Below are 20,224 nucleotides of genomic sequence, written 5' to 3' on the forward strand. Positions count from 1 at the left end.
CGTTGTGCCAAGTCGGCCCTCATGCCAGCTACGGCGGTCGTGCCGGGTGCGGCCCTCGTGCCGAGTACAGCGGGCCTACCGCGTGAGGCGGTCGTGCCGCGCACAGCGGTCGTGTGGCGGCCCTGCCGGATACAGCGGTCCTGCCGCTCCAGCGGTCGCGGTCGTGTCAGGTACGGCGCGGTCGTCGCCGACCGCCCCCGGCGCGGGGCCGCGTCTCACCGCGGCCCCCGCCCTCGGGCGGGTGCCCGCCCGGCGTCAGGACGCTCTCTTCTCCGGGTCGTGGTGTATTTCCACCCCGGCCGACTCACCGAAGGTCAGCCGGCAGGTGTCGGCGCGGTAGGTCGCGACCGAGAGCGCCGCGGTACGGCCCTGGACGAAGAAGCGGGTGGTGACGACGAGGACGGGCGAGCCGGGGAGCCGGTCGAGTTCCTTGGCGTCGTCCGCGCGCGCGGAGCCGAGCTCGACGGCGCGGTCCTCCCCCTCCAGCGGCAGGTGCTGGAGCTCGCGCAGCACCGCACGCGCGCGTGCCGCGCCGGACGGGGCGTCGATCGCGGTCAGGCCGGGCACGGAGGCCGCCGGGATGTAGAGCAGTTCGGTGGCGACCTGCTGGCCGTGGGACATGCGGGAGCGGCGCACGGTGTGAACGGGCTCGTCCGCGCCGGTCTCCAGGGCCGCGGCGACGGCGGCGGGCGGTGGCGCCGGGACGCTGTCGACGGGCTGCCAGGCGTCTCCGGCGGCGCCGGGCCAGGTGTGCTGCTCGGTGCCGACGGCCACGCCCACGCGCGGGGGCGCGACGGTCGTGCCGACCCCGCGGCGGCGCTGGAGCCGGCCCTCCAGCTCAAGCTGTTCGAGTGCCTGGCGGAGCGTGGCGCGGGCCACGCCGAAGCGGGCCGCGAGATCACGCTCGTTGGGCAGGATCTCGCCGACCGAGAACTCGGAGTCCAGTGCCTCGGTGAGCACGGTCTTCAGATGCCAGTACTTCGGTTCCGGTACCGATTCCAGCTGCGTGGTCCCCACCCTGTCCTCCGCAAGAGCCGTGGTCCGGCGGTTTTTAGCGCCCTTGTTTATTAAAGGTTGTTGCACTTCTCTGCGACGATAGGGCGGCCGTCACCCTTGGTCAAGACCAATCCTCGGTCCCCGCGTGAACAGTCGGGTGGCCCGCACGCGCAGCGTTCACGCGGCGTTCGCGTGCGGCGGCGCGTGTGACATCGCGGCAAAGCTTCCGTCGCACGACGGAGCCCCCGACGGACGGACGACGGGGGCTCGGGCGCGCGGCGGGCGGTGGCTCAGCCGGCGAGGTGCCGCAGCTTGTCGGGGTTGCGGACGACGTAGACCGCGGTGATGCGGCCTTCGGCGACGTCCACCTGGAGGAGGCTGTCGGGCTTGTCGCCGGACAGGAGGAGGAGGGCCGGACCGCCGTTGGCCTCCAGGAGGCGGTAGGAGATGTCCGCGGGGGCCGAGCGCGCGGCGCCGACGAGGAAGCGGCCGACCTTGTCGGCGGTGTGCAGGACGCGCACCGGCGCCTTGGCCTTGCCGCCGCTGTCGCCGACCAGCCGGACGTCCGGGGCGAGCAGGGACATCAGCCCCGCCAGGTCGCCCTCGGAGGCGGCGGCGAGGAAACGTTCGGTCAGGTCCCGGCGCCGGACGGGGTCGACCTCGTACCGGGGGCGCCGTTCCGCCACGTGCCGGCGGGCGCGCCCGGCGAGCTGCCGTACCGCCGGCTCGGCGCGGTCGAGCAGCTCGGCGATCTCGGCGTACGGGTAGCCGAACGCCTCCCGGAGCACGAACACGGCCCGTTCCAGCGGGGACAGCGACTCCAGGACGACCAGGACGGCCAGGGAGACCGTGTCGGCGAGCACCGCGCGGTCCGCGGTGTCCGGGGCCGTGCCGGCGAACTCGGTGAGGTACGGCTCCGGCAGCCACGGCCCGACGTACGCCTCGCCGCGCGACCGCACCTGGCGCAGCCGGTCGATGGCCAGCCGGGTGGTGACGCGCACCAGGTAGGCGCGCGGTTCGCGGACCGTCGCGCGGTCGGCCCGGTACCAGCGCAGCCACGCCTCCTGGACCACGTCCTCGGCGTCGGCGACCCGGCCGAGCATGCGGTACGCGACCCCCGTGAGCAGGGGCCGGTGCTTCTCGAACACATCGGTGGCGAGGTCGGCGGTCACGGGTTCATCCCAGCCGACACGTCGTGCCCTGTCCACCCGGAATGCCCGGCTCCAGGAGCGGTCCGGATCACAATGACCGCGGGCGCCGGCGGGCGGCGGCCGGTGACCGTGAGGTGGGCGATGCGGTACGGGGTGCTGGGCACGGGCGAGGTGGGCCGCACGCTGGCCGGCCGGCTGCTGGAGCTGGGGCACGAGGTGACCCTCGGGTCCCGCTCGCGGGACAACCCGGTGGCGGCGCAGTGGGCGACGGCCGAGGCCGGCCGGGCGCACGCGGGGACGTTCGCGGACGCCGCAGCGGCGGGCGAGGTGGTCGTCAACGCGGTGGGCGGCCGGGTGGCGCTGGCCGCGCTGCGGGCGGCGGGTGCGGAGCACCTGGACGGCAAGGTGCTGGTGGACGTCTCCAATCCGCTGGCGTTCGAGGACGGTCAGCCACGGCTGGACCCGGTGGAGTCGGACAGCGTGGCCGAGCGGATCCAGCGGGCGTTCCCGCACGCGCGCGTGGTCAAGACGCTGAACACGGTCAACTGCCAGGTGATGGTGGACCCGCGGCGGGTCCCGGGCGACCACCACGTGTTCGTGTGCGGGGCGGACTCCGACGCCAAACAGCAGGTGACGGCGCTGCTCGGGGAGTTCGGCTGGCCGGCCGGGCGGGTGCTGGACCTGGGCGGCATCCGCTCGGCACGCGCGGTGGAGATGTACCTGCCGCTGTGGCTCGCGCTCTTCGGCCGTTTCGGCAGCGCCGACTTCAACGTCGAGGTCCGCCAGACGCGTTGAGAACCGCACGACGGGGCCGTGCGACGCGTGCGAGCCTGGGGGCTACCGGCCGGTAGTAATTGCTGACAAGCTGTCTACGGCGTCTGTCAGCAGCCCAGCCGAGGAGCACCCCCATGTCCGCCACCGTCTCCTTCAAGGTCCCCACTCCGCACGGCCCGCGCGATGTGAGCGTCTCCTACGCGCGCGTGGGCCGCGGCGAACCCCTGGTCCTGCTGCACGGGATCGGCCATCACCGGCAGGCCTGGGACCCGGTCGTGGACATCCTGGCCACCGAGCGGGAGGTGGTCGCCGTCGACCTGCCGGGCTTCGGCGCGTCCCCGGGACTCCCGGACGGCCTGGCCTACGACCTGCCCACCACCAACTCCGTGCTCGGCGCCCTGTTCGAGGCGCTGGAGCTGGAGCGTCCGCACGCCGCCGGCAACTCGCTGGGCGGCCTGCTCGCCCTGGAACTCGGCCGGGAGAAGCTCGTACGGTCCGTCACCGCCTTCTCCCCCGCCGGGTTCTGGTCGGAGGCCGAGCGGCGGTACGCCTTCACGGTGCTGCTCGCGATGCGGGGCATCGCCCAGCGGCTCCCGCTCCCGCTGGTGGAGCAGCTGTCCCGCACGGCGGCCGGCCGTACCGCGCTGACCAGCACCATCTACGCCCGTCCCGCGCGCCGTTCGCCGGAGGCGGTGGTCGCCGAGACGCTCGCGCTCGTCGGCGCCACCGGCTTTGAGGAGACCCTGCGCGCCGGCGCCGCCGTCCGGTTCACCGACGACCTGTCGGGCCTGCCGGTCACCGTGGCCTGGGGCACCCGGGACCGGATCCTCGTGCGCCGCCAGGGCGTCCGCGCCAAGCAGCTCATCCCGCACGCCCGGCTGGTGCGGCTGCCCGGCTGCGGCCACTGCCCGATGAACGACGACCCGGCACTGGTCGCGCGGGTCATCCTGGACGGCAGCCGCTGAGCACGGCTGACCTCCCTCCGGCCGGCTGGAGTTCACTTCCGGTTCGCGTGCGCGCCGGGGCGCACCAGTAGGTGTGGCTCTGCACACTGGCCGGATCCCGTCCCTGGAGGCGCAGCCATGTCCCATCGTCCACTCCCCGGTCGCCGCAGCGTTCTGCGCGGCTCCCTCGCCGCGTCCGCGGCCCTGACCCTGCCCGTGGGCCTCGGCGCGGCCCCGGCCTTCGCCCGCTCCGGACGGCCCGCGGCGGGCTGGGGCGTGCAGACCGGTGACGTGACCGCCGACTCCGGTCTGGTGTGGGTGCGTTCGGACCGCCCCGCCCGGATGATCGTGGAGACCTCGGCCACCGAGTCGTTCCGCGATCCGCGCCGGTGGCACGGCCCGCTGCTGGGCGCCGGCACGGACTTCACCGGCACCACCCGGCTGCACGGCCTGCCCTCCGGGGAGCAGATCCACTACCGGGTGCTGCTCGCCGACCCGGACGACCCGCGCCGCACCGGCGAGCCCGTGACCGGCACCTTCCGCACGGTCTCCCGGCGCCGCCGGGACGGCGTGCGCTTCCTGTGGTCGGGCGACCTGGCCGGCCAGGGCTGGGGCATCAACCCCGACCTCGGCGGCTACCGCATCTACGACGCGATGGCGAAGCTGGACCCGGACTTCTTCCTGTGCAGCGGCGACAACATCTACGCCGACGGCCCCATCACCGCCACCCAGGCGCTGCCCGACGGCAGCACCTGGCGCAACATCACCACCGAGGAGAAGTCCAAGGTCGCCGAGACCCTCGCCGAGTACCGGGGCAACTTCCGCTACAACCTGCTCGACGCCAACCTGCGCCGCTTCAACGCCCAGGTGCCCTCGATCATCCAGTGGGACGACCACGAGGTGCGCAACAACTGGTACCCGGGCGAGGTCATCGCCTCCTCCGACACCCGCTACACCGAGAAGAGCATCGACGTCCTGGCCGCGCGCGCCCGGCGGGCGTTCAGCGAGTACTTCCCCCTGTCCACGCTGCGTCCCGGCGCGCGGGAGGGCCGTGTCTATCGCGTGCTGCGCCAGGGCCCGCTGCTGGACGTGTTCGTGCTCGACATGCGGACCTACCGCAACGCCAACTCCCCCGACGACCAGACCGTGGACCCGCAGGGCATCCTCGGCCGGGAGCAGCTGGAGTGGCTCAAGCGGGAGCTGGCCCGGTCGCGCGCGGTGTGGAAGGTGATCGCCGCCGACATGCCGCTCGGCCTCGTCGTCCCCGACCCAGTGGAGAACGAGCCGAACTTCGAGGCGGTGGCCCAGGGCGACCCGGGCGCCCCGCTCGGGCGTGAGCTGCAGATCGCCGAGCTGCTGCGGTTCATCAAGCACCGGCGGATCACCGGGACGCTGTGGTTGACGGCGGACGTGCACCACACCTCCGCCCAGCACTACCAGCCGTCCCGGGCCGCGTTCACCGACTTCGAGCCGTTCTGGGAGTTCGTCTCGGGGCCGCTGAACGCCGGGGCGTTCCCGGCCAGCGCGCTGGACGGCACGTTCGGCCCGGAGCGGGTGTTCGTGAAGGCGCCGACCGCGTCGAACGTCTCGCCCGCGGGCGGCTACCAGTTCTTCGGCGAGGTCGACATCGACGGGGACAGCGGCGAGCTGACGGTACGGCTGCGGGAGCAGGACGGCACCGTCCTGTTCACCCGGACGCTCCAGCCGGGCCGGGTCGGTCAGTAACCGGTGGCACCGGCGGGGCCGCCGTCGGTGGCTGAAATCCGGCAAAGAGGACGGAAGCATGCTTTACCCATAGGTCACAATCAGTTCGTGATCGCGCAACACCGTTCCTTCACAGTGGCTGCATGACTCCAGACATGCCTGATGTGACCCGGGCGAGGCACGGGCGGCCCGTGCACCACTGGCGGCGGGACGTCGTCGAACTCGCCGCGCTGTTCACCGCCGTGGCCGTCGCGGACGCGGTGGCCAACCTGATCGGGCACGGGCCCGACGGGCCGGCCCTGCTGATGATCTCGGCCATCGTGCTGGCCTCGACGGCGGGCTTCCACGTGTGGTGGTCACGCCGCCACGGACACGCCCCGCCGGTGAGCGATACCGGTGCCCGGCCGGCCGCTGGAACGCGGCCGGCCGGGCCTTCCGAGCAGCCCGCCGCCGACGAGGTCGCGGGCGTGCTGTGGCGGATGCGGACGACGGTGAAGGACGAGCCGGGCTCCCTGGCCGCCCTGTGCACGGCGCTCGCCGAGTGGCGGGTGGACATCCTGAGCCTGCAGACGCACCCCCTGGCCGACGGCACCGTGGACGAGTTCCTGCTGCGGGCGCCGGGCGCGCTCGCGGCGGCCGGGATCACCCGCGCGGTCGCCCTGGCCGGCGGCACGGCCACGTGGATCGAGCGGGCCGACGCCCATGATCTGGTCGACGCGCCCACCCGGGTACTCGGGCTGGCCGCCCGCACCGCCCTGGACTCCGCCGAACTGCCGCTCGCGCTGCGCCAGTTGCTGGGACGCTGCACGATCCGGACGCTGCCCGGCGCACCGGCCGGGGGCGGCCGGGGCCCCGAGCCGGTGCCGGCCGGAGGGGTCCTGGAGGACACCGTGATGCGGCTGCCGGCGCCCGAGGGCGGGGTGCTCACCGTGGAGCGGCCGCATCTGCCGTTCACCCCGACCGAGTTCGCGCGCGCCCGGGCGCTCGTGGAGCTGGACACCCGGCTCGGGCTCCGGATCCCGCGCGGTCACGATGTGCTGACCCTGCCCGAGGGCGACCACATCACCGTGCGCCGGGTCGACACCGGGGACCTGGCGGCGGCCCGGGCGATGCACGACCGGTGCTCGCCGCACACCCTCGGCCTGCGCTACCACGGCCCCGTCGGCGACGCGGACCGCTATCTGAACCACCTGCTCAGTCCCCGCTTCGGCCGGACGCTGGCCGCGCAGACCGCGTCCGGCCGGATCGTCGGCCTCGGGCATCTGCTGTGGGACGGCGACGAGACCGAGGTCGCGCTGCTGGTCGAGGACGCCTGGCAGCAGCGCGGCGTCGGCGGCGAGCTGCTCGGCCGGCTGGTGGCGATGGCGGCGGAGGCCGGCTGCGAGAGCGTGTACGCCGTCACGAAGGCGTCCAACACCGGCATGGTCGCCGCGATGCGCGGCCTGGGTCTGCCGCTGGACTACCAGGTCGAGGAGGGCACCCTGGTCATCACGGCCCGCCTGGACCCCACTCCCGTCGGCACCGCGCCCGGCCCGCAGCCGCCCCGCCTCGGCTGACGGCCCCCCGTCAGGGAGCCGGCTTCAGCGCACCGCCTCCCGCAACGGCGTCACCCGGTGTGCGGTGGGGGCGCCCAGGGCCCGGTCCAGGTCGGACCACAGGTCGTCGACGTCCTCCAGGCCCACCGACAACCGCAGGAGCCGGTCGCTGACCCCGGCCCCGCGGCGGTCGTCGGCGTCCACGATGCGGTGGCTGATGGAGGCGGGGTGCTGGATGAGCGTGTCGACGCTGCCCAGGCTGACCGCGGGGGTGACGAGCCGGACCCGGGAGATGACCTCGTGCGGGTCGCCGTGCACCTCGAAGGCGATCATCGCGCCGCCGAGCCGTGGATAGCGGACCCGGGCCACGCGCGGGTCGGCGGCGAGCCGGCGGGCCAGTTCGGCGGCGTTCGCGGAGGCGGCCCGCACCCGCACCGGGAGCGTGGACAGCCCCCGCAGCAGCAGGTAGCCCGCGAGCGGATGCAGGACTCCCCCGGTGGCGAACCGTATCTGCCGTAGCCGGCCCGCGAACTCCTCGTCGCAGGCGACCACCCCGGCCAGCACGTCGCCGTGGCCGCCCAGGTACTTGGTGGCGCTGTGCAGCACCAGCCGGGCTCCCTGCTCGGCCGGGCGTTGCAGCACGGGCGTGGCGAAGGTGTTGTCGGCGAGCAGCGGCACCGAACCGCACGCGTGCGCGATGGCCCGCAGGTCGAGTTCGGCAAGGGTCGGATTGGCCGGGGACTCGACCATGACCAGGCCGGTGTCCGGGCGCAGCGCGTCCTCGATGCCGGCCGGGTCGGTCCAGGTGACCTCCGTGCCGAGCAGCCCGGCGGTGAGCAGGTGGTCGCTGCAGCCGTACAGGGGCCGTACCGCGACGACGTGGCGCAGGCCCATGGCGGACCGGGCGAGCAGGACCGCGCTGAGCGCGGCCATGCCGCTGGCGAAGGCGACGGCGGACCCGGTGCCCTCCAGCCGGGCGAGGGCGGTCTCGAAGCGGGCGACGGTCGGGTTGCCGAGGCGGCCGTAGACGGGCGGTCCGACCGGGTCGGCGCCGTCGGCGGCGAAGGCGTCGATGCGCGCGGCCTCGGCACGGCTGTCGTAGGAGGGGTAGGTGGTGGACAGGTCGATCGGCGGGGCGTGCAGGCCCTGGCGGGCGAGGTCGTCGCGGCCGGCGTGCACGGCCTCGGTGGCCAGCGCTCTCGATGCGGTGCGTACGTCGTCGTAGGCACTCGTGCTCGATGTGTCCATGACCGGAAGGGTGAACAGGGAACGGTTCCTGTGAGCCGGAGGCCGTGCTACGTTCGGCCGGTGGCCGAATCTGTCGTACTGGATCCGGTCGATCTGCATCTGCTGCGGCTGTTGCAGAACGACGCCCGGACCACCTACCGGGACCTCGCCGCGCAGGTGGGCGTGGCGCCGTCGACCTGCCTGGACCGGGTGACCCGGCTGCGCCGCTCGGGTGTGATCCTCGGGCACCGGCTGCGGCTCGACCCGGCGAAGCTCGGGCGCGGCCTCCAGGCACTGCTGTCGGTGCAGGTGCGGCCGCACCGGCGGGAGCTGGTGGGACCGTTCGTGGAGCGGATCAGGGCGCTGCCGGAGGCACGGTCGGTGTTCCACCTGACGGGGCCCGACGACTACCTGGTGCACGTGGCCGTCGCCGACATGGCCGATCTCCAGCGGCTGGTGCTCGACGAGTTCACGGCGCGGCGCGAGGTGGCCCGGGTGGAGACGCGGCTGATCTTCCAGCAGTGGGAGTGCGGGCCGCTGCTGCCGCCCGGCCACGCCCAGAGCTGAATCCGGGCGAACCCGGATGACGCGGCGATCGCCCTCGTACGAGGATGGACCGCATGTCTGATACCCAGAGCCCGCTGCCCCGTCAGATCGCCGACGCCTATGTGGACGACCTCGTCTCCCTCGACCCGGTCACCGGTACGTACCTCGGTGTGAAGGAGAGTTCGAGCAGGCTGCCCGACTACTCGCCGGCCGGTCGGGAGGCCCTGGCCGAGCTGGCGCGGACCACCCTGGCGAAGCTGGACGAGGCCGAGCGGCGGCCCGGCGCGGACAGCGACGCCGAGCGGCGCTGCGCGCGGCTGCTGCGGGAGCGGCTGACCGCCGAGGTCGCCGTGCACGAGGCGGACGAGCACCTGCGGGCGATCGGCAACATGAGCACGCCGGGCCACTCGGTGCGGGACATCTTCACGGTCACCCCGGCGGACACGGAGGAGGACTGGGCGGCGATAGCGGAGCGTCTGCGCGCGGTGCCCGGCGCGCTCGCGGGCTACCGCGCATCGCTCGAACTGGGCCTGGAGCGCAAGCTGTTCGCCGCTCCCCGGCCGACCGCCACCTACATCGGCCAGCTCACCGAGTGGACGGACACGGACGGCACGGGCCGCGGCTGGTACGAGGACTTCGCCGCCGCGGGTCCGCAGGCGCTGCGCGCGGAGCTGGACGAGGCGGCGCGTGCGGCGACCGGCGCCCTGACGGAACTGCGGGACTGGCTGCGGGACGTGTACACGCCGGCGATCGAGGGCGCCCCGAACGTGGTCGGCCGGGAACGGTACGCGCGCATGGCCCGCTACTTCAACGGCACGGACCTGGACCTGGACGAGGCGTACGCGTACGGCTGGGCGGAGTTCCACCGCATCCTCGGCGAGATGAGGACGGAGGCGGAGAAGATCCTGCCCGGCGCGCGGACGCCCTGGGTGGCGCTCGCGCACCTGGACGAGCACGGCCGGCACATCGAGGGCGTGGACGAGGTCCGGGACTGGCTCCAGGGCCTGATGGACAGGGCGATCGAGGAGCTGGACGGCACGCACTTCGAACTGGCCGAACGGGTGCGGAAGGTGGAGTCGCGCATCGCCCCGCCCGGCGGTGCGGCGGCGCCGTACTACACGGCCCCGTCCGAGGACTTCTCCCGCCCCGGCCGCACCTGGCTGCCCACGATGGGCCAGACCCGCTTCCCGGTCTACGACCTGGTCTCGACCTGGTACCACGAGGGCGTGCCCGGCCACCACCTCCAGCTCGCGCAGTGGGCGCACGTGGCCGAGAACCTCTCCCGCTACCAGGCGACGGTCGGCGGGGTCAGCGCCAACGTGGAGGGCTGGGCGCTGTACGCGGAGCGGCTCATGGACGAGCTCGGGTACCTGACGGGCCCGGAGGAGCGGCTCGGCTACCTGGACGCGCAGATGATGCGGGCGGCCCGGGTGATCGTGGACATCGGCATGCACCTGGAGCTCCGGATCCCGGCGGACTCGCCGTTCCATCCCGGGGAGCGGTGGACGCCGGAGCTGGCCGAGGAGTTCTTCGGCGCGCACAGCAGCCGTCCGGCGGACTTCGTGGAGAGCGAGCTGACCCGGTACCTGACGATCCCGGGCCAGGCGATCGGCTACAAGCTCGGGGAGCGGGCGTGGCTGCTGGGCCGGGAGAAGGCGCGCGAGCGGCACGGCGACGCGTTCGACCTGAAGGCCTGGCACATGGCGGCACTGTCGCAGGGCTCCCTCGGCCTGGACGACCTGGTGGACGAACTGTCCCAGCTGTGACGGCCCGCGCCGTCCGGCCGTGACCGCCCGCGTCAGTGCCGGAAGCCGCCTTCCGAGGTGATGACCTGCCCCGTGATCCAGTCCGCCTCGTCCGTGGCCAGCCAGGCGATGAGGCGGGCCGGGTCGTCGGGTGCGCCCCAGCGTCCGGCGGGGAACCGCGCGGCCACGGCCGCGTGGACCTCGCCGGTGGCGTACCCGGTGTCGACGGGGCCGGGGTTCACGGCGTTCACCGTGATTCCCCGTGCCGCGAGCGTCGTGGACAGGGAGCGGGTGACGGAGGCGAGGGCGCCCTTCTGGAGGGCGTAGGCGATCTCGCCCGGCATGCCGCCGCCGAGGTCCTGTCCGGACGTCATCAGCACCACGCGTCCCCCGGGCGTGCCGGGCGGCAGGGCGGCGCGCGAGCGGGCGTACGCCTGGACGAGCAGCAGCACGGAGCGGGTGTCCACGGCCCAGTGGGCGTCGAGCATCGCGGCGTCGACGTCGTCCAGGGTGCCGTCGGAGCCGCTGAGGGCGTGGTTGGCGACGAGGATGTCGAGGCGGCCGAACTCCTCGATCACGGTGTCGACCAGCCGGGCCGGTTCCGTCCGGTCCGCCAGGTCGCCGGGACCCCGCACGACCCGCGCCCCGGGGTCGCCGAGCGCCTCGCGCACGGAGGCGGCGACGGCGTCGGGGTCGTCCGCGCCCCAGGGCGTCGCGGCGTCGTGCGGCACGTGGTGGTGCAGGTACACACTGGCGCCGTGGGCGGCCAGCCGCCGGGCCACCGCGTGTCCGATCCCGGCCCGCCGGCTCGCGCCGGTGACGAGTGCGGTACGGCCGCGCAGGGGCAGGGGGTCGCGGCGGAGTCCGTCGGGGGCCGGCTGCGGGTGCGTGGTCACGGACGCCGACCCTAGAGAGGGCGGCGCGCTCGGCGCGAGTGGTTTTCCGCTCGGCCGTACGGCCGCGTCCCGGGTGGCGCCGGCGGCGCCCGGACGGCTAGCTGGTGCCGGGGGCCGACGCGGAAGGCGGGCCGGGCATGCAGGAGATCGGGCCGGGGCAGCGGGCGCTGCGGACACCGCGCTCCGCGGGGCTGGCCGGGGTCGTTTTCGCGCTGCTCCTGGCGGCGGCGATCGTCCTGGTCAGGCTGGGGATCCCGGAAGGGGCCGACGCGGTGACCGCGCCCGGCTTCGCGGACTCCGCGCAGCGCCGGGCGTTGCGGACGGCCCTCGCGCTGGTGCCGTTCGCCGGCATCTTCTTCCTCTGGTTCATCGGCGTGATCCGCGCGCACGTCGGCGCGGGCGAGGACAAGTTCCTCGCGACGGTCTTCCTGGGCAGCGGACTGGTCTTCACCGCCACGCTGTTCGGGGCGGCAGCGGCGGCGAGTGCCGTGCTCGCGCTGGCCCGGCCGGCCGGCCTGTCACCGCTGCCGGCCGCCTGGGACTTCGGCCGCCACCTCGCGTACACGCTGATGACGGAGTACGCGATGCGGATGGCGGCCGTCTTCGTGTCCTCCATGTCGGTCATCGGCCACCGCCTGGGTGTGCTGCCGCGCTGGCTCACCGTCCTCGGCCTCCTCACCGTGGTCACGCTGCTGTTCGCGTCGTCCAACGTGCCGTGGGCGGAACTCGCCTTCCCGGCCTGGTCGCTGCTGCTCGGCGTGCACATCCTCATGGCCGGCCGCCGTGAGGGTCCCCGGCCCGCCGTCGCCGGATGACGCCGGTACCGCCGGCCGCTCACTCGATCGGCGTGCCCGGCGCGCGGCCACCCCGCCCGGGCTCGCATGCTGGCGGGCGGGGGACGACCGCCGTCCGGAGCCGCCCGCGCGCGCCGCGCGGTGCGTCCGGGCCTGGCCACGGGAAGGGCGGAGCGTCGATGAGGATCGTCGTCGATCTCAACAAGTGTCAGGGGTACGCCCAGTGCGCGTTCCTCGCGCCCGACGTCTTCGCCATGCACGGCGAGGAGGCGCTGATCTACGACCCGCGCGCGGACGAGGAGCAGCGCGAGCGGGTGGCGCGGGCCGTGGCCGCGTGCCCGGTGCAGGCGATCACGGCCGACGGACTGGAGCGCACGGGTGAGGCGCGGGGGGCGTCCGATGGCCGCTGACTACGTGGAGTGGCTCAGGCGTGAGGGCCGGATCGTGATCGTGGGTGCCTCGCTGGCCGGTCTGCGGGCCGCCGAGACGCTGCGCGCGGAGGGTTTCGCCGGTGAGCTGACCCTGATCGGTGACGAGCCCCACGAGCCGTACGACCGGCCGCCGCTGTCGAAGTCCGTGCTGCTGGGCAGGGCGTCCCCGCACCACACCGAGCTGCCGCACCGCCGGGAGATCGACGCCACGTGGCGCCTCGGCGTGGCGGCGACCGGCCTGGACCTGACGGCCAAGCGGGTCAGGCTCGCCGACGGTGACGAGGTGGGGTACGACCGGCTGCTCATCGCGACCGGCGTCCGCGCCCGGCCGTGGCCGAAGCAGGAGGAGGCCCGGCTCGACGGGGTCTGCGTGCTGCGCACCCGGGAGGACGCGGCGGACCTGTACCGGCGGCTGAGGGCGGGGCCGCGCCGGGTGTTCGTGATCGGCGCCGGGTTCGCCGGTTCGGAGGTCGCCTCGGCGTGCCGGGAGATGGATCTCCAGGTGACCGTGGCGGAGCGGGCGGGTGCGCCGCTGGTGGGCGCGCTCGGCGGGGTCGTCGGCGCGGTCGCGGCGGACCTGCAGACCGAGAACGGCGTGGACCTGCGCACCCATGTCACGGTGACCGCGCTGGAGGGCGACGCGGTCGGCAGGGTGCGGGCCGTCCATCTGTCCGACGAGAGCGTGGTCGAGGCGGACGTGGTCGTGGTGTCGCTGGGTTCGCTGCGCAACACCGAGTGGCTGACCGGGTCGGGGCTCGGTGCCGGGCCCCGGGGCATCGCCTGTGACGCGGGCTGCCGCGCCTTCGACTTCCGGGGGATCGTCACGGACGACGTCTTCGTGGCGGGCGACGTGGCGCGGTCCCCGCACGCGCTCTTCGGCTACCAGTTCCTGTCGCTGGAGCACTGGGGCAATGCCGTCGCCCAGGCGGAGACCGCCGCGCACAACATGATCTGCCACGGTGCCGACCGGCGGCCGCACCTGTGGATGCCCGCCTTCTGGTCGTCGATGTTCGGCGTGAACATCAAGTCGGTCGGGGTGCCGCCCATGGGCGACGAGCTCATGATCACGCAGGGCTCGCTGGCCGAGCGCCGCTTCGCCGGCGTCTACGGCCACCAGGGCCGGATCGTGGCCGCCGTGACCTTCGACAACACGCGGTGGCTCGAGTTCTACCAGAGGCAGATCGAGCGGGGGGCGCCGTTCCCGGTGGAGTACCCGACGGTGGACCGGCGTCCCGAGGGCCGGCAGCCGGTGCCGGCCGGGTTCCCGGACCCGTCCCTGCCGACGCACGGCGCGATGGTCACCCTCAGCGGCTACTCGCCTGCCGACCAGCAGCTGGTCTTCCACCCCGCCCGCCACTGACCCCGCCACGGCCCCGACGCCCCGAGGACCCGCCATGCCGCACGCATCGCTCGCACACCGGATCACCGACTACGCCAACCGCGCCGACCCCTACCCCCTCTACGAGGAGCTCCGCAGGACGCCGGTGCTCCACGAGGAGGAGGGCGGGCCGTACCTCATCAGTTCGTACTACGACATCAAAGCCCTCCTCCACGATCCCCGGATTAGCTCCGACGCGGCCAACCTGGCCGCCGCCGGGGGTGACGAGCTGGGCGAGACCGAGGAGACGGGAGGACTGCCGCCGTCGTTCCTGCGTCTGGACCCGCCCGAGCACGACCGGTTGCGGCGCATCGCGAACAGCGCCTTCGGACCGCCGCACCGGCCGCGGCGGATCGAGGACATGCGGGGCGGGATGCGGGAGATCGTCACCGGGCTGATCGACGGTTTCGGCGACGCGCGCCAGGTGGACCTGGTCGACCAGTTCGCCTACCCGTTCCCCGTGACGGTGATCTGCCGGCTGCTCGGGGTTCCCCGGGAGGACGAGCCCCGGTTCCGCGCCTGGGTCGATCCGCTGGTCGCGGGCCTCGATCCGGCGGCCGGCCCGGAGCAGGACGCCGACGCCCAGAGGACGGCGCGGGAGGCCCGGATGCAGCTCGGCATGTACCTGGCCGGACTGGTCGAGGAGCGCGCCAAGGAGCCGCGGGACGACCTGCTGTCCGACCTGGTGGCCGGCCGGGGCCCGGACGGCTCCCTGTCGATGATGGAGGTGCTCAGCACCTCGGTGCTGCTGCTGATCGCCGGTCACGAGACGACGGTCAACCTGATCACCAACGGCATGCTCACCCTGCTGCGCCACCCGGAGATCCTCCAGCGGCTGCGGGAGGACCCGGGACTGTCGGTCGACATCGTGGAGGAGCTGCTGCGGTACGAGCCGCCCGTGCAGCTGGTGCCGCAGCGCACCTGCATCGCCGACATCGAGGTGCGCGGGGTCACGATCCCCAAGGGCTCGCGCATCTGGCTGGTGCTCGCCGCGGGCAACCGGGACCCGGAGCGGTTCAAGGACCCGGAGCGGTTCGACCCCGACCGCGGTGACATCCAGCATCTCGGCTTCGGCAGTGGCATCCACAGCTGCTTCGGCGCCCCGCTGGCGCGGCTGGAGGCCCAGATCGCGCTGTCCGAGCTGGCCCGGCGGCTGGAGGGGCCCCGACTGGTCGAGGACCCGCCGCCGTACCGGCGCAACGCCGTGCTACGCGGCCCCCGGCACCTGGAGGTCGCCTTCGACGTGCTGCGCTGAACACGTCGCCGGCTCACCCCGCGACTTCCGGTGGACACCGGGCAGCGGCGGCCGGGTCGGCGCGCACTTGGTACCCCGGCACCTGAACGTCGCCTTCGACGCGCACTTGGTACCCCGGACCCGGATCGACCCCTCGGCGCGCAGCAGGGCGCAACGCCGTACCGCACGGCCCGGCACCTGGACGGCGCTGCGCCGAGCGCGTCGCCCGCTCACCTGACCCGGATCGACTCCTCGGCGCGCGCAGGGCGCAACGCCGTACCGCGCCGCCCCCGGCACTTCGACGTCGCCTTCGACGCGCTGCGCCGAGCACGTCCCCCGCTCACCCCGTGACTTCCGGTGGACACCGGGCAGCGGCAGCGGCGGCCGGGTCGGCGCGGACTGGGTGTCCCGGACCCGGATCGACCCTCGGGGCGCGGCAGAACGCAGCCGTGCCGCGCCGAGCACCTCCCCCGCTCACCCCGTGACTTCCGCCGGCAGCACCACGCAGACCTCGTAACCGCCGTCGCGCGTCGGGCCCGCGGTCATGGTGCCGCCGAGGAGTTCGGCGCGCTGGCGCAGTCCGATCAGGCCGTGGTGGGCACCGGGCAGCGGCAGCGGCGGCTGGGTCGGCGCGGTGTTGGTGACCCGGACCCGGATCGAGCCGTCGGCGTGCAGCAGGTCGATGCGCGCCTTGGCGCCGGGAGCGTGTTTGCGGGTGTTGGTCAGCGCTTCCTGGACCGTGCGGTAGACCGCGCGCTGGACGGTGGCCGGGAGTCCTTCGGGCAGGTCCGTCCGCAGCTCGGTCTCGATGCCGCAGCTGTCGGCCAGCCGCCGGAGGTCGGTGAGCGCCGGCTGCGGGGTCAGCTCCGTGGGGTGGCCGCCGGAGGCGCGCAGGACGCCGACCATGTGGCGCAGCTCGTCCAGTGTCTGCACGCTCAGTCGCCGGATCGTCGCCGCGGCCTCCTTGGTGTCCGCGTCCTCCGCGCCGACCTGGAGCGCTCCGGCGCGCACGGCGATCAGGCTGACCTGGTGCGACACGACGTCGTGCATCTCCCGCGCCAGCTGGGCGCGCTCCTTGGCCAGGACGGCCTGCGCCGTCAGCAGCTGCTGGTGGTCGCGCGCCTCGGAGATCTCGGCCAGTCTGAGCGACAGGTCGCGCCGGGTCCGCACGAGCTGCCCGAGGAACACGGCGGCGGCGGCGGTGGCGGCGCTGTAGCCGAACGGGATGAGCTTGCCGAGCTCGGTCAGGTTGAAGTTCGGTGACGGCAGGGCCGTCGTGTCGCAGAACGCGAAGGCCAGGACGCACAGGAGGAACAGCGTCCGGGGACGGCTGAGGGAGGCGAGGGTGTACAGCGCGGCCAGGCAGGCGACGACCGAGTCGGACAGCAGGACGGCCGGGAGGGTCAGCAGGAAGGTGAGCAGCGGCTGGCGCCGGCGCAGCAGCAGGACGACGGCGGCGGCCAGGGCGCACGCCATCCGCAGCGGCTCGCCGATGTCCCAGTGGGCCCACACGTCGAGGAGGGCCATGGCGATCGCCACGCCGTCCAGCAGCAGCGGGGACGGGCGCCGCAGCGGGGACGGACGGCGGATCATCCGGTGTCCTCCGTGAGGAGTCCGGCCCGCTGGGCGAAGAGGGCGGCCTGGACCCTGCCGCTGACCTCAAGCTTGGTGAGGATGGCGCTGACGTGGTCCTTGACCGTGCCGGTGCCCAGGTGCATGCGGGCCGCGATCTCGGCGTTCGACAGGCCCTCGGCGACGAGGAGCAGCACCTCGCGCTCCCGGCCGGTGAGCCGTCCGAGGGCCTTGGGCGGGCGCTCCGGCCCTCCGGCGCTCAGATAGCCGTCCACCACCGTGCGCGTGACCTTGGGCGACAGCACCGTGCCGCCGCGGGCCAGGGTCTGCACGGCCAGCGGCAGTGCCTCGGGGTCGGTGTCCTTGAGGAGGAATCCGGCGGCGCCCGAGCGCAGTGCCGTCTCCACGTACTCGTCCATGTCGAACGTGGTCAGCATGGCCACCACGGGGGGCTCCCGCAGCCGGCGGATCTCGCCCAGGACGGTGAGCCCGTCCACGTCCGGCATGCGGATGTCCAGCAGGACCACGTCGGGGCGCTGCTCGCGCACCGTCCGCAGCGCCTGGCCGCCGGACACCGCGCCGACGACCTCGATGCCGTCGGCGGCGGCCAGGATGCGCTGGAAGCCCGTGCGGATCAGGGCTTCGTCGTCGACCACCAGTACCCGGATCACGTGCGCTCCAGCCTGTATGGAACCACTGTCCGATTCGTACCACGCCCGGGGCGGCTTCGCCCCTGGGCGCCGTACGGACAGGCGTCGACGGCTCCGGTGCCGTGATCAGGTGGTGGCGCGTACCCCCTGCCGGGTCAGGGCCGGCCGGTGAGGCACATGCGCTGTCGCGTGGTGGGCGTGGTCGGCACCGCGACCGTGGGGACGCCGTCGGCCGCCTGCCGGCGCCGCGGGACGGCGATCCGGTCGAACCGGGTGCTCCAGCGGCCGTCGCTCAGCGTCAGCGTGACCGCGGACCCGGGCGGGACGCGGAGGTGAGGGAAGGAGCGGACGGGCACGGACAGGGCGTGCACCAGCGCGGCCCTGATGACGGACACCTCGGTGATGACGAGGACGCGTCCGGTGCCGGCGGGCAGGGCCCCCAGCCAGGCGGCCGTCCGGCGGCACAGCTCGCGGACGGTCTCGCCGCCGTGCGGTGCGGCGTCCGGATCCGTCAGCCAGACGGACAGCCCGTGCGGGTCGACGGCCGCGATGTCCTCGGGGGTACGGCCGTTCCAGGCGCCGTGGTCGAGGTCGCGCAGGCCGGGCTCGGGCACGGCCGCGACGGCGAGGGCCTCGGCGGTCTGCGCACAGCGGGCGGAGGGGCCGCGCAGGGCCACCGCGTACGGTGGAAGGGTCGCTGTCATGGCGGCCAGCTCGCGCCGGCGGCGTTCGCTCACGGCGCCGTCCCCGAAGACCCGGCCGAGGCCGTCTTCCGCGGTGGTCGCGCAGAGCATCGTCAGTCGCACCGTCACTGTCCGACCTCCTTCTCCGATCGGGAGGGCCGCGCGGCCGGCGGACCAGCCGGGGCAGAGCCGTTTCCCTTGGTCACAACGTTCCAGGGAAGGCGCTGCTCCAACCTCCGGCAGGTGGCCGGAGCGCCCCCGCCGGTCGGCGGGTCGCCCCGCTGCCTTCCCGGGCCTCTCGTCAAGATCGTGCCGGGCTCGCGCCTGATCCCGGCGAAAGACCCTCGGCCTGGAGCGTGACCAGGTCGCACTGGTACCAGGTGCCCGGCTTGCCGCCGAGGTCGGCGGGGTCGGCCGGCCCGATCGGGACGAAGCCGGATTTGGTCAGCACCCTGTGGGACGCGACGTTCTGGTGGGAGGTGGCCGCCCGCAGCGCGCGCAGTCCGTGCCGGCGGGCGGCCAGACGGCACAGCTCCCGGACCGTCTCGGTGGCCACGCCGCGGCCGGCGGCGTGCTCGGCGACCCGGTAGCCGAGTTCCGCGGTGCGGTTCTCGATGTTGACCAGGTTGAACCGGCCGAGGACCGACCCGTCCTCGGCGAGGAGCACGTAGAAGGCGCAGCCGCCCGCCTCCTGCTCGGCCAGCAGGGCGTTGTAGCGGTCGGTGAACTGCTCGAAGTAGTCGTCGCCGCGGTCGGAGACGGAGGCGGCGAAGTAGGCGCGGTTCGACAGCTCGAAGTCCAGGACCGCGGGGGCGTGGCTGGCGTGCAGCCGCTTCAGCTCGGGCACCGCCCCGACTGTACCCGCACGGGGCGCCGGGGCCGCCCCGCGCGGGGGCGCGCCGCGCCTCAGCAGCCGCACGCGCCCGCCACGGGTGCCGTCAGCGGATCGGCGTCCCGGCGTGCCGGGCCCTGCCGGGTCTCGTAGGGCAGGCCCTCGCGGGCCCAGTACTCGAAGCCGCCGAGCAGCTCCTTGACCCGGTAGCCGAGTTCGGCGAGGGCGAGTGCGGCGCGGGTGGCGCCGTTGCAGCCGGGGCCCCAGCAGTACGTCACCAGCGGCACGTCCGGGTCGAGGAGCTGTGCGGCCTGCCGCGGGACGAGCGCGGTCGGCAGGTGGACGGCGCCGGGGATGTGGCCCTGGTCCCAGGATTCGGTGGAGCGCGAGTCGACGACGACGAAGCCGGGGTCGCCGCCGGCCGCCAGCGCGGCGGCGACGTCGGAGACGTCGGCGTGGAAGGCGAGATTCGCCCGGAAGTAGGCGGCGGCGTGTGCGGGGGCGGCCGGGGCGACGCGCAGGACGGGATTTCCGGAAGCGGTGTCGATCATGCGGGAAATCTACGGTCCGGCCGCCGCCTCGCTGAAGGGACGATCCCCGGGGCCGCCCTTGCCGGGCCGGGGATTCCCCTGCTATCCATCCGGGATGACCGCGCATTCCCCGGACGCCACCGACTGGCGCATCCTCGACGTCCTCCAGCGCGACGGACGGGCCAGCTACGCCGAGCTGGCGCGGGCGGTTTCCATGTCACCGAGCGCCGTCACCGAGCGGGTACGGCGGCTGGAGGAGGCCGGCGTGATCCAGGGGTACGCGGCGGTGGTCGACCCCGAGCGGCTGGGCCTGCCGATCCTGGCGTTCGTACGCCTGCGCTATCCGAACGGCAACTACAAGCCGTTCCACGACCTGGTCGCGGTGACGCCGGAGATCCTGGAGGCGCACCACGTCACGGGCGACGACTGCTTCGTCATCAAGGTCGCCGCGCGGTCGATGTCCCATCTGGAGGAGATCTCGGGACGGATCGGCGCGCTGGGCTCCGTGACCACCAGCGTCGTGTACTCCTCCCCGCTGACCCGGCGCCCGCTGGGGAGTCGGGCCGCTCCCTGACGCCCTCCCGTTCACCGGTCGCGTCGTG

20 protein-coding genes are annotated in these 20,224 nt (G+C 74.1%); 11 read left to right on the plus strand and 9 right to left on the minus strand.

All coding sequences use genetic code 11. From position 1 onward, the window contains the following. Window positions 1-255: 255 nt before the first annotated feature. Window positions 256-1,017 (minus strand): GntR family transcriptional regulator, encoded by a 762-nt coding sequence (locus tag ACZ5DC_RS36060; protein WP_468659947.1) that lies wholly within the window; start codon window positions 1,015-1,017, stop codon window positions 256-258. 269 nt (window positions 1,018-1,286) lie between these two features. Further along, complete coding sequence (locus ACZ5DC_RS36065) at window positions 1,287-2,168, minus strand: RNA polymerase sigma-70 factor (protein WP_468659949.1); 882 nt, start codon at window positions 2,166-2,168, stop codon at window positions 1,287-1,289. Between the two features lie 120 nt (window positions 2,169-2,288). Between ACZ5DC_RS36065 and ACZ5DC_RS36070 the strand changes: the two genes are divergently transcribed. The 4 genes from ACZ5DC_RS36070 to ACZ5DC_RS36085 all read left to right on the plus strand — a co-directional run bounded on the left by ACZ5DC_RS36070 (window position 2,289) and on the right by ACZ5DC_RS36085 (window position 7,125). Beyond that, complete coding sequence (locus ACZ5DC_RS36070; RefSeq protein ID WP_468660040.1) at window positions 2,289-2,942, plus strand: NADPH-dependent F420 reductase; 654 nt, start codon at window positions 2,289-2,291, stop codon at window positions 2,940-2,942. 113 nt (window positions 2,943-3,055) lie between these two features. Then, window positions 3,056-3,886, plus strand: a complete 831-nt coding sequence (locus ACZ5DC_RS36075) for an alpha/beta fold hydrolase (RefSeq protein ID WP_468659951.1) — start codon at window positions 3,056-3,058, stop codon at window positions 3,884-3,886. A 117-nt stretch (window positions 3,887-4,003) separates the two neighbouring features. Beyond that, complete coding sequence (locus ACZ5DC_RS36080) at window positions 4,004-5,590, plus strand: alkaline phosphatase D family protein (protein WP_468659953.1); 1,587 nt, start codon at window positions 4,004-4,006, stop codon at window positions 5,588-5,590. Window positions 5,591-5,712: 122 nt separating this feature from the next. Further along, window positions 5,713-7,125, plus strand: coding sequence for a GNAT family N-acetyltransferase (locus ACZ5DC_RS36085; protein WP_468659955.1), 1,413 nt, complete (start codon window positions 5,713-5,715; stop codon window positions 7,123-7,125). Window positions 7,126-7,149: 24 nt separating this feature from the next. Here ACZ5DC_RS36085 and ACZ5DC_RS36090 read toward each other — a convergent pair whose 3' ends face one another. After that, window positions 7,150-8,352: a trans-sulfuration enzyme family protein gene (locus ACZ5DC_RS36090; RefSeq protein ID WP_468659957.1), complete on the minus strand. Its 1,203-nt coding sequence runs from the start codon at window positions 8,350-8,352 to the stop codon at window positions 7,150-7,152. Between the two features lie 60 nt (window positions 8,353-8,412). Here ACZ5DC_RS36090 and ACZ5DC_RS36095 point away from each other — a divergent pair, with 60 nt between their 5' ends. Further along, entirely contained in the window at window positions 8,413-8,898 is a 486-nt protein-coding gene (locus tag ACZ5DC_RS36095) for an Lrp/AsnC family transcriptional regulator (RefSeq protein WP_030339892.1), read from the plus strand. Window positions 8,899-8,951: 53 nt separating this feature from the next. Beyond that, window positions 8,952-10,643, plus strand: a complete 1,692-nt coding sequence (locus ACZ5DC_RS36100) for a DUF885 domain-containing protein (RefSeq protein ID WP_468659959.1) — start codon at window positions 8,952-8,954, stop codon at window positions 10,641-10,643. Between the two features lie 32 nt (window positions 10,644-10,675). Here ACZ5DC_RS36100 and ACZ5DC_RS36105 read toward each other — a convergent pair whose 3' ends face one another. Then, on the minus strand, window positions 10,676-11,518 hold the full coding sequence (locus tag ACZ5DC_RS36105; protein ID WP_468659961.1) for an SDR family oxidoreductase: 843 nt from the start codon (window positions 11,516-11,518) through the stop codon (window positions 10,676-10,678). 137 nt (window positions 11,519-11,655) lie between these two features. Between ACZ5DC_RS36105 and ACZ5DC_RS36110 the strand changes: the two genes are divergently transcribed. The 4 genes from ACZ5DC_RS36110 to ACZ5DC_RS36125 all read left to right on the plus strand — a co-directional run bounded on the left by ACZ5DC_RS36110 (window position 11,656) and on the right by ACZ5DC_RS36125 (window position 15,376). Further along, window positions 11,656-12,333: a hypothetical protein gene (locus ACZ5DC_RS36110; RefSeq protein ID WP_468659963.1), complete on the plus strand. Its 678-nt coding sequence runs from the start codon at window positions 11,656-11,658 to the stop codon at window positions 12,331-12,333. A gap of 158 nt (window positions 12,334-12,491) precedes the next feature. Next, the gene (locus ACZ5DC_RS36115; protein WP_366751725.1) at window positions 12,492-12,722 is read left to right on the plus strand and encodes a ferredoxin; all 231 of its coding nucleotides are present in this window, start codon (window positions 12,492-12,494) and stop codon (window positions 12,720-12,722) included. After that, window positions 12,712-14,103 carry an NAD(P)/FAD-dependent oxidoreductase gene (locus ACZ5DC_RS36120; protein ID WP_468659965.1) on the plus strand — a complete coding sequence of 464 codons (1,392 nt, stop codon included), beginning with the start codon at window positions 12,712-12,714 and terminating at the stop codon, window positions 14,101-14,103. Before ACZ5DC_RS36115 ends, ACZ5DC_RS36120 begins: the two co-directional genes overlap by 11 nt. Window positions 14,104-14,137: 34 nt before the next feature. Then, a complete protein-coding gene (locus tag ACZ5DC_RS36125; RefSeq protein ID WP_468659967.1) occupies window positions 14,138-15,376 on the plus strand; it encodes a cytochrome P450 in 1,239 nt (412 codons plus the stop codon). Between the two features lie 453 nt (window positions 15,377-15,829). Here ACZ5DC_RS36125 and ACZ5DC_RS36130 read toward each other — a convergent pair whose 3' ends face one another. From ACZ5DC_RS36130 to ACZ5DC_RS36150, 5 genes are all read right to left on the minus strand, one after another. Further along, on the minus strand, window positions 15,830-16,948 hold the full coding sequence (locus ACZ5DC_RS36130) for a sensor histidine kinase (RefSeq protein WP_468659969.1): 1,119 nt from the start codon (window positions 16,946-16,948) through the stop codon (window positions 15,830-15,832). Continuing rightward, the gene (locus ACZ5DC_RS36135; RefSeq protein WP_468659971.1) at window positions 16,945-17,598 is read right to left on the minus strand and encodes a response regulator; all 654 of its coding nucleotides are present in this window, start codon (window positions 17,596-17,598) and stop codon (window positions 16,945-16,947) included. The genes ACZ5DC_RS36130 and ACZ5DC_RS36135 overlap by 4 nt, the downstream gene beginning before the upstream one ends. Before the next feature lie 134 nt (window positions 17,599-17,732). Then, window positions 17,733-18,389: a histidine phosphatase family protein gene (locus tag ACZ5DC_RS36140; RefSeq protein WP_468659973.1), complete on the minus strand. Its 657-nt coding sequence runs from the start codon at window positions 18,387-18,389 to the stop codon at window positions 17,733-17,735. 172 nt (window positions 18,390-18,561) lie between these two features. Then, window positions 18,562-19,107, minus strand: coding sequence for a GNAT family N-acetyltransferase (locus ACZ5DC_RS36145; protein ID WP_468659975.1), 546 nt, complete (start codon window positions 19,105-19,107; stop codon window positions 18,562-18,564). 59 nt (window positions 19,108-19,166) lie between these two features. Continuing rightward, window positions 19,167-19,643: a rhodanese-like domain-containing protein gene (locus ACZ5DC_RS36150; protein WP_468659977.1), complete on the minus strand. Its 477-nt coding sequence runs from the start codon at window positions 19,641-19,643 to the stop codon at window positions 19,167-19,169. Between the two features lie 94 nt (window positions 19,644-19,737). Between ACZ5DC_RS36150 and ACZ5DC_RS36155 the strand changes: the two genes are divergently transcribed. Further along, a complete protein-coding gene (locus ACZ5DC_RS36155) occupies window positions 19,738-20,196 on the plus strand; it encodes an Lrp/AsnC family transcriptional regulator (RefSeq protein ID WP_468659979.1) in 459 nt (152 codons plus the stop codon). Window positions 20,197-20,224 lie beyond the last annotated feature (28 nt).

This window comes from Streptomyces sp. NPDC031445 (assembly GCF_055581365.1).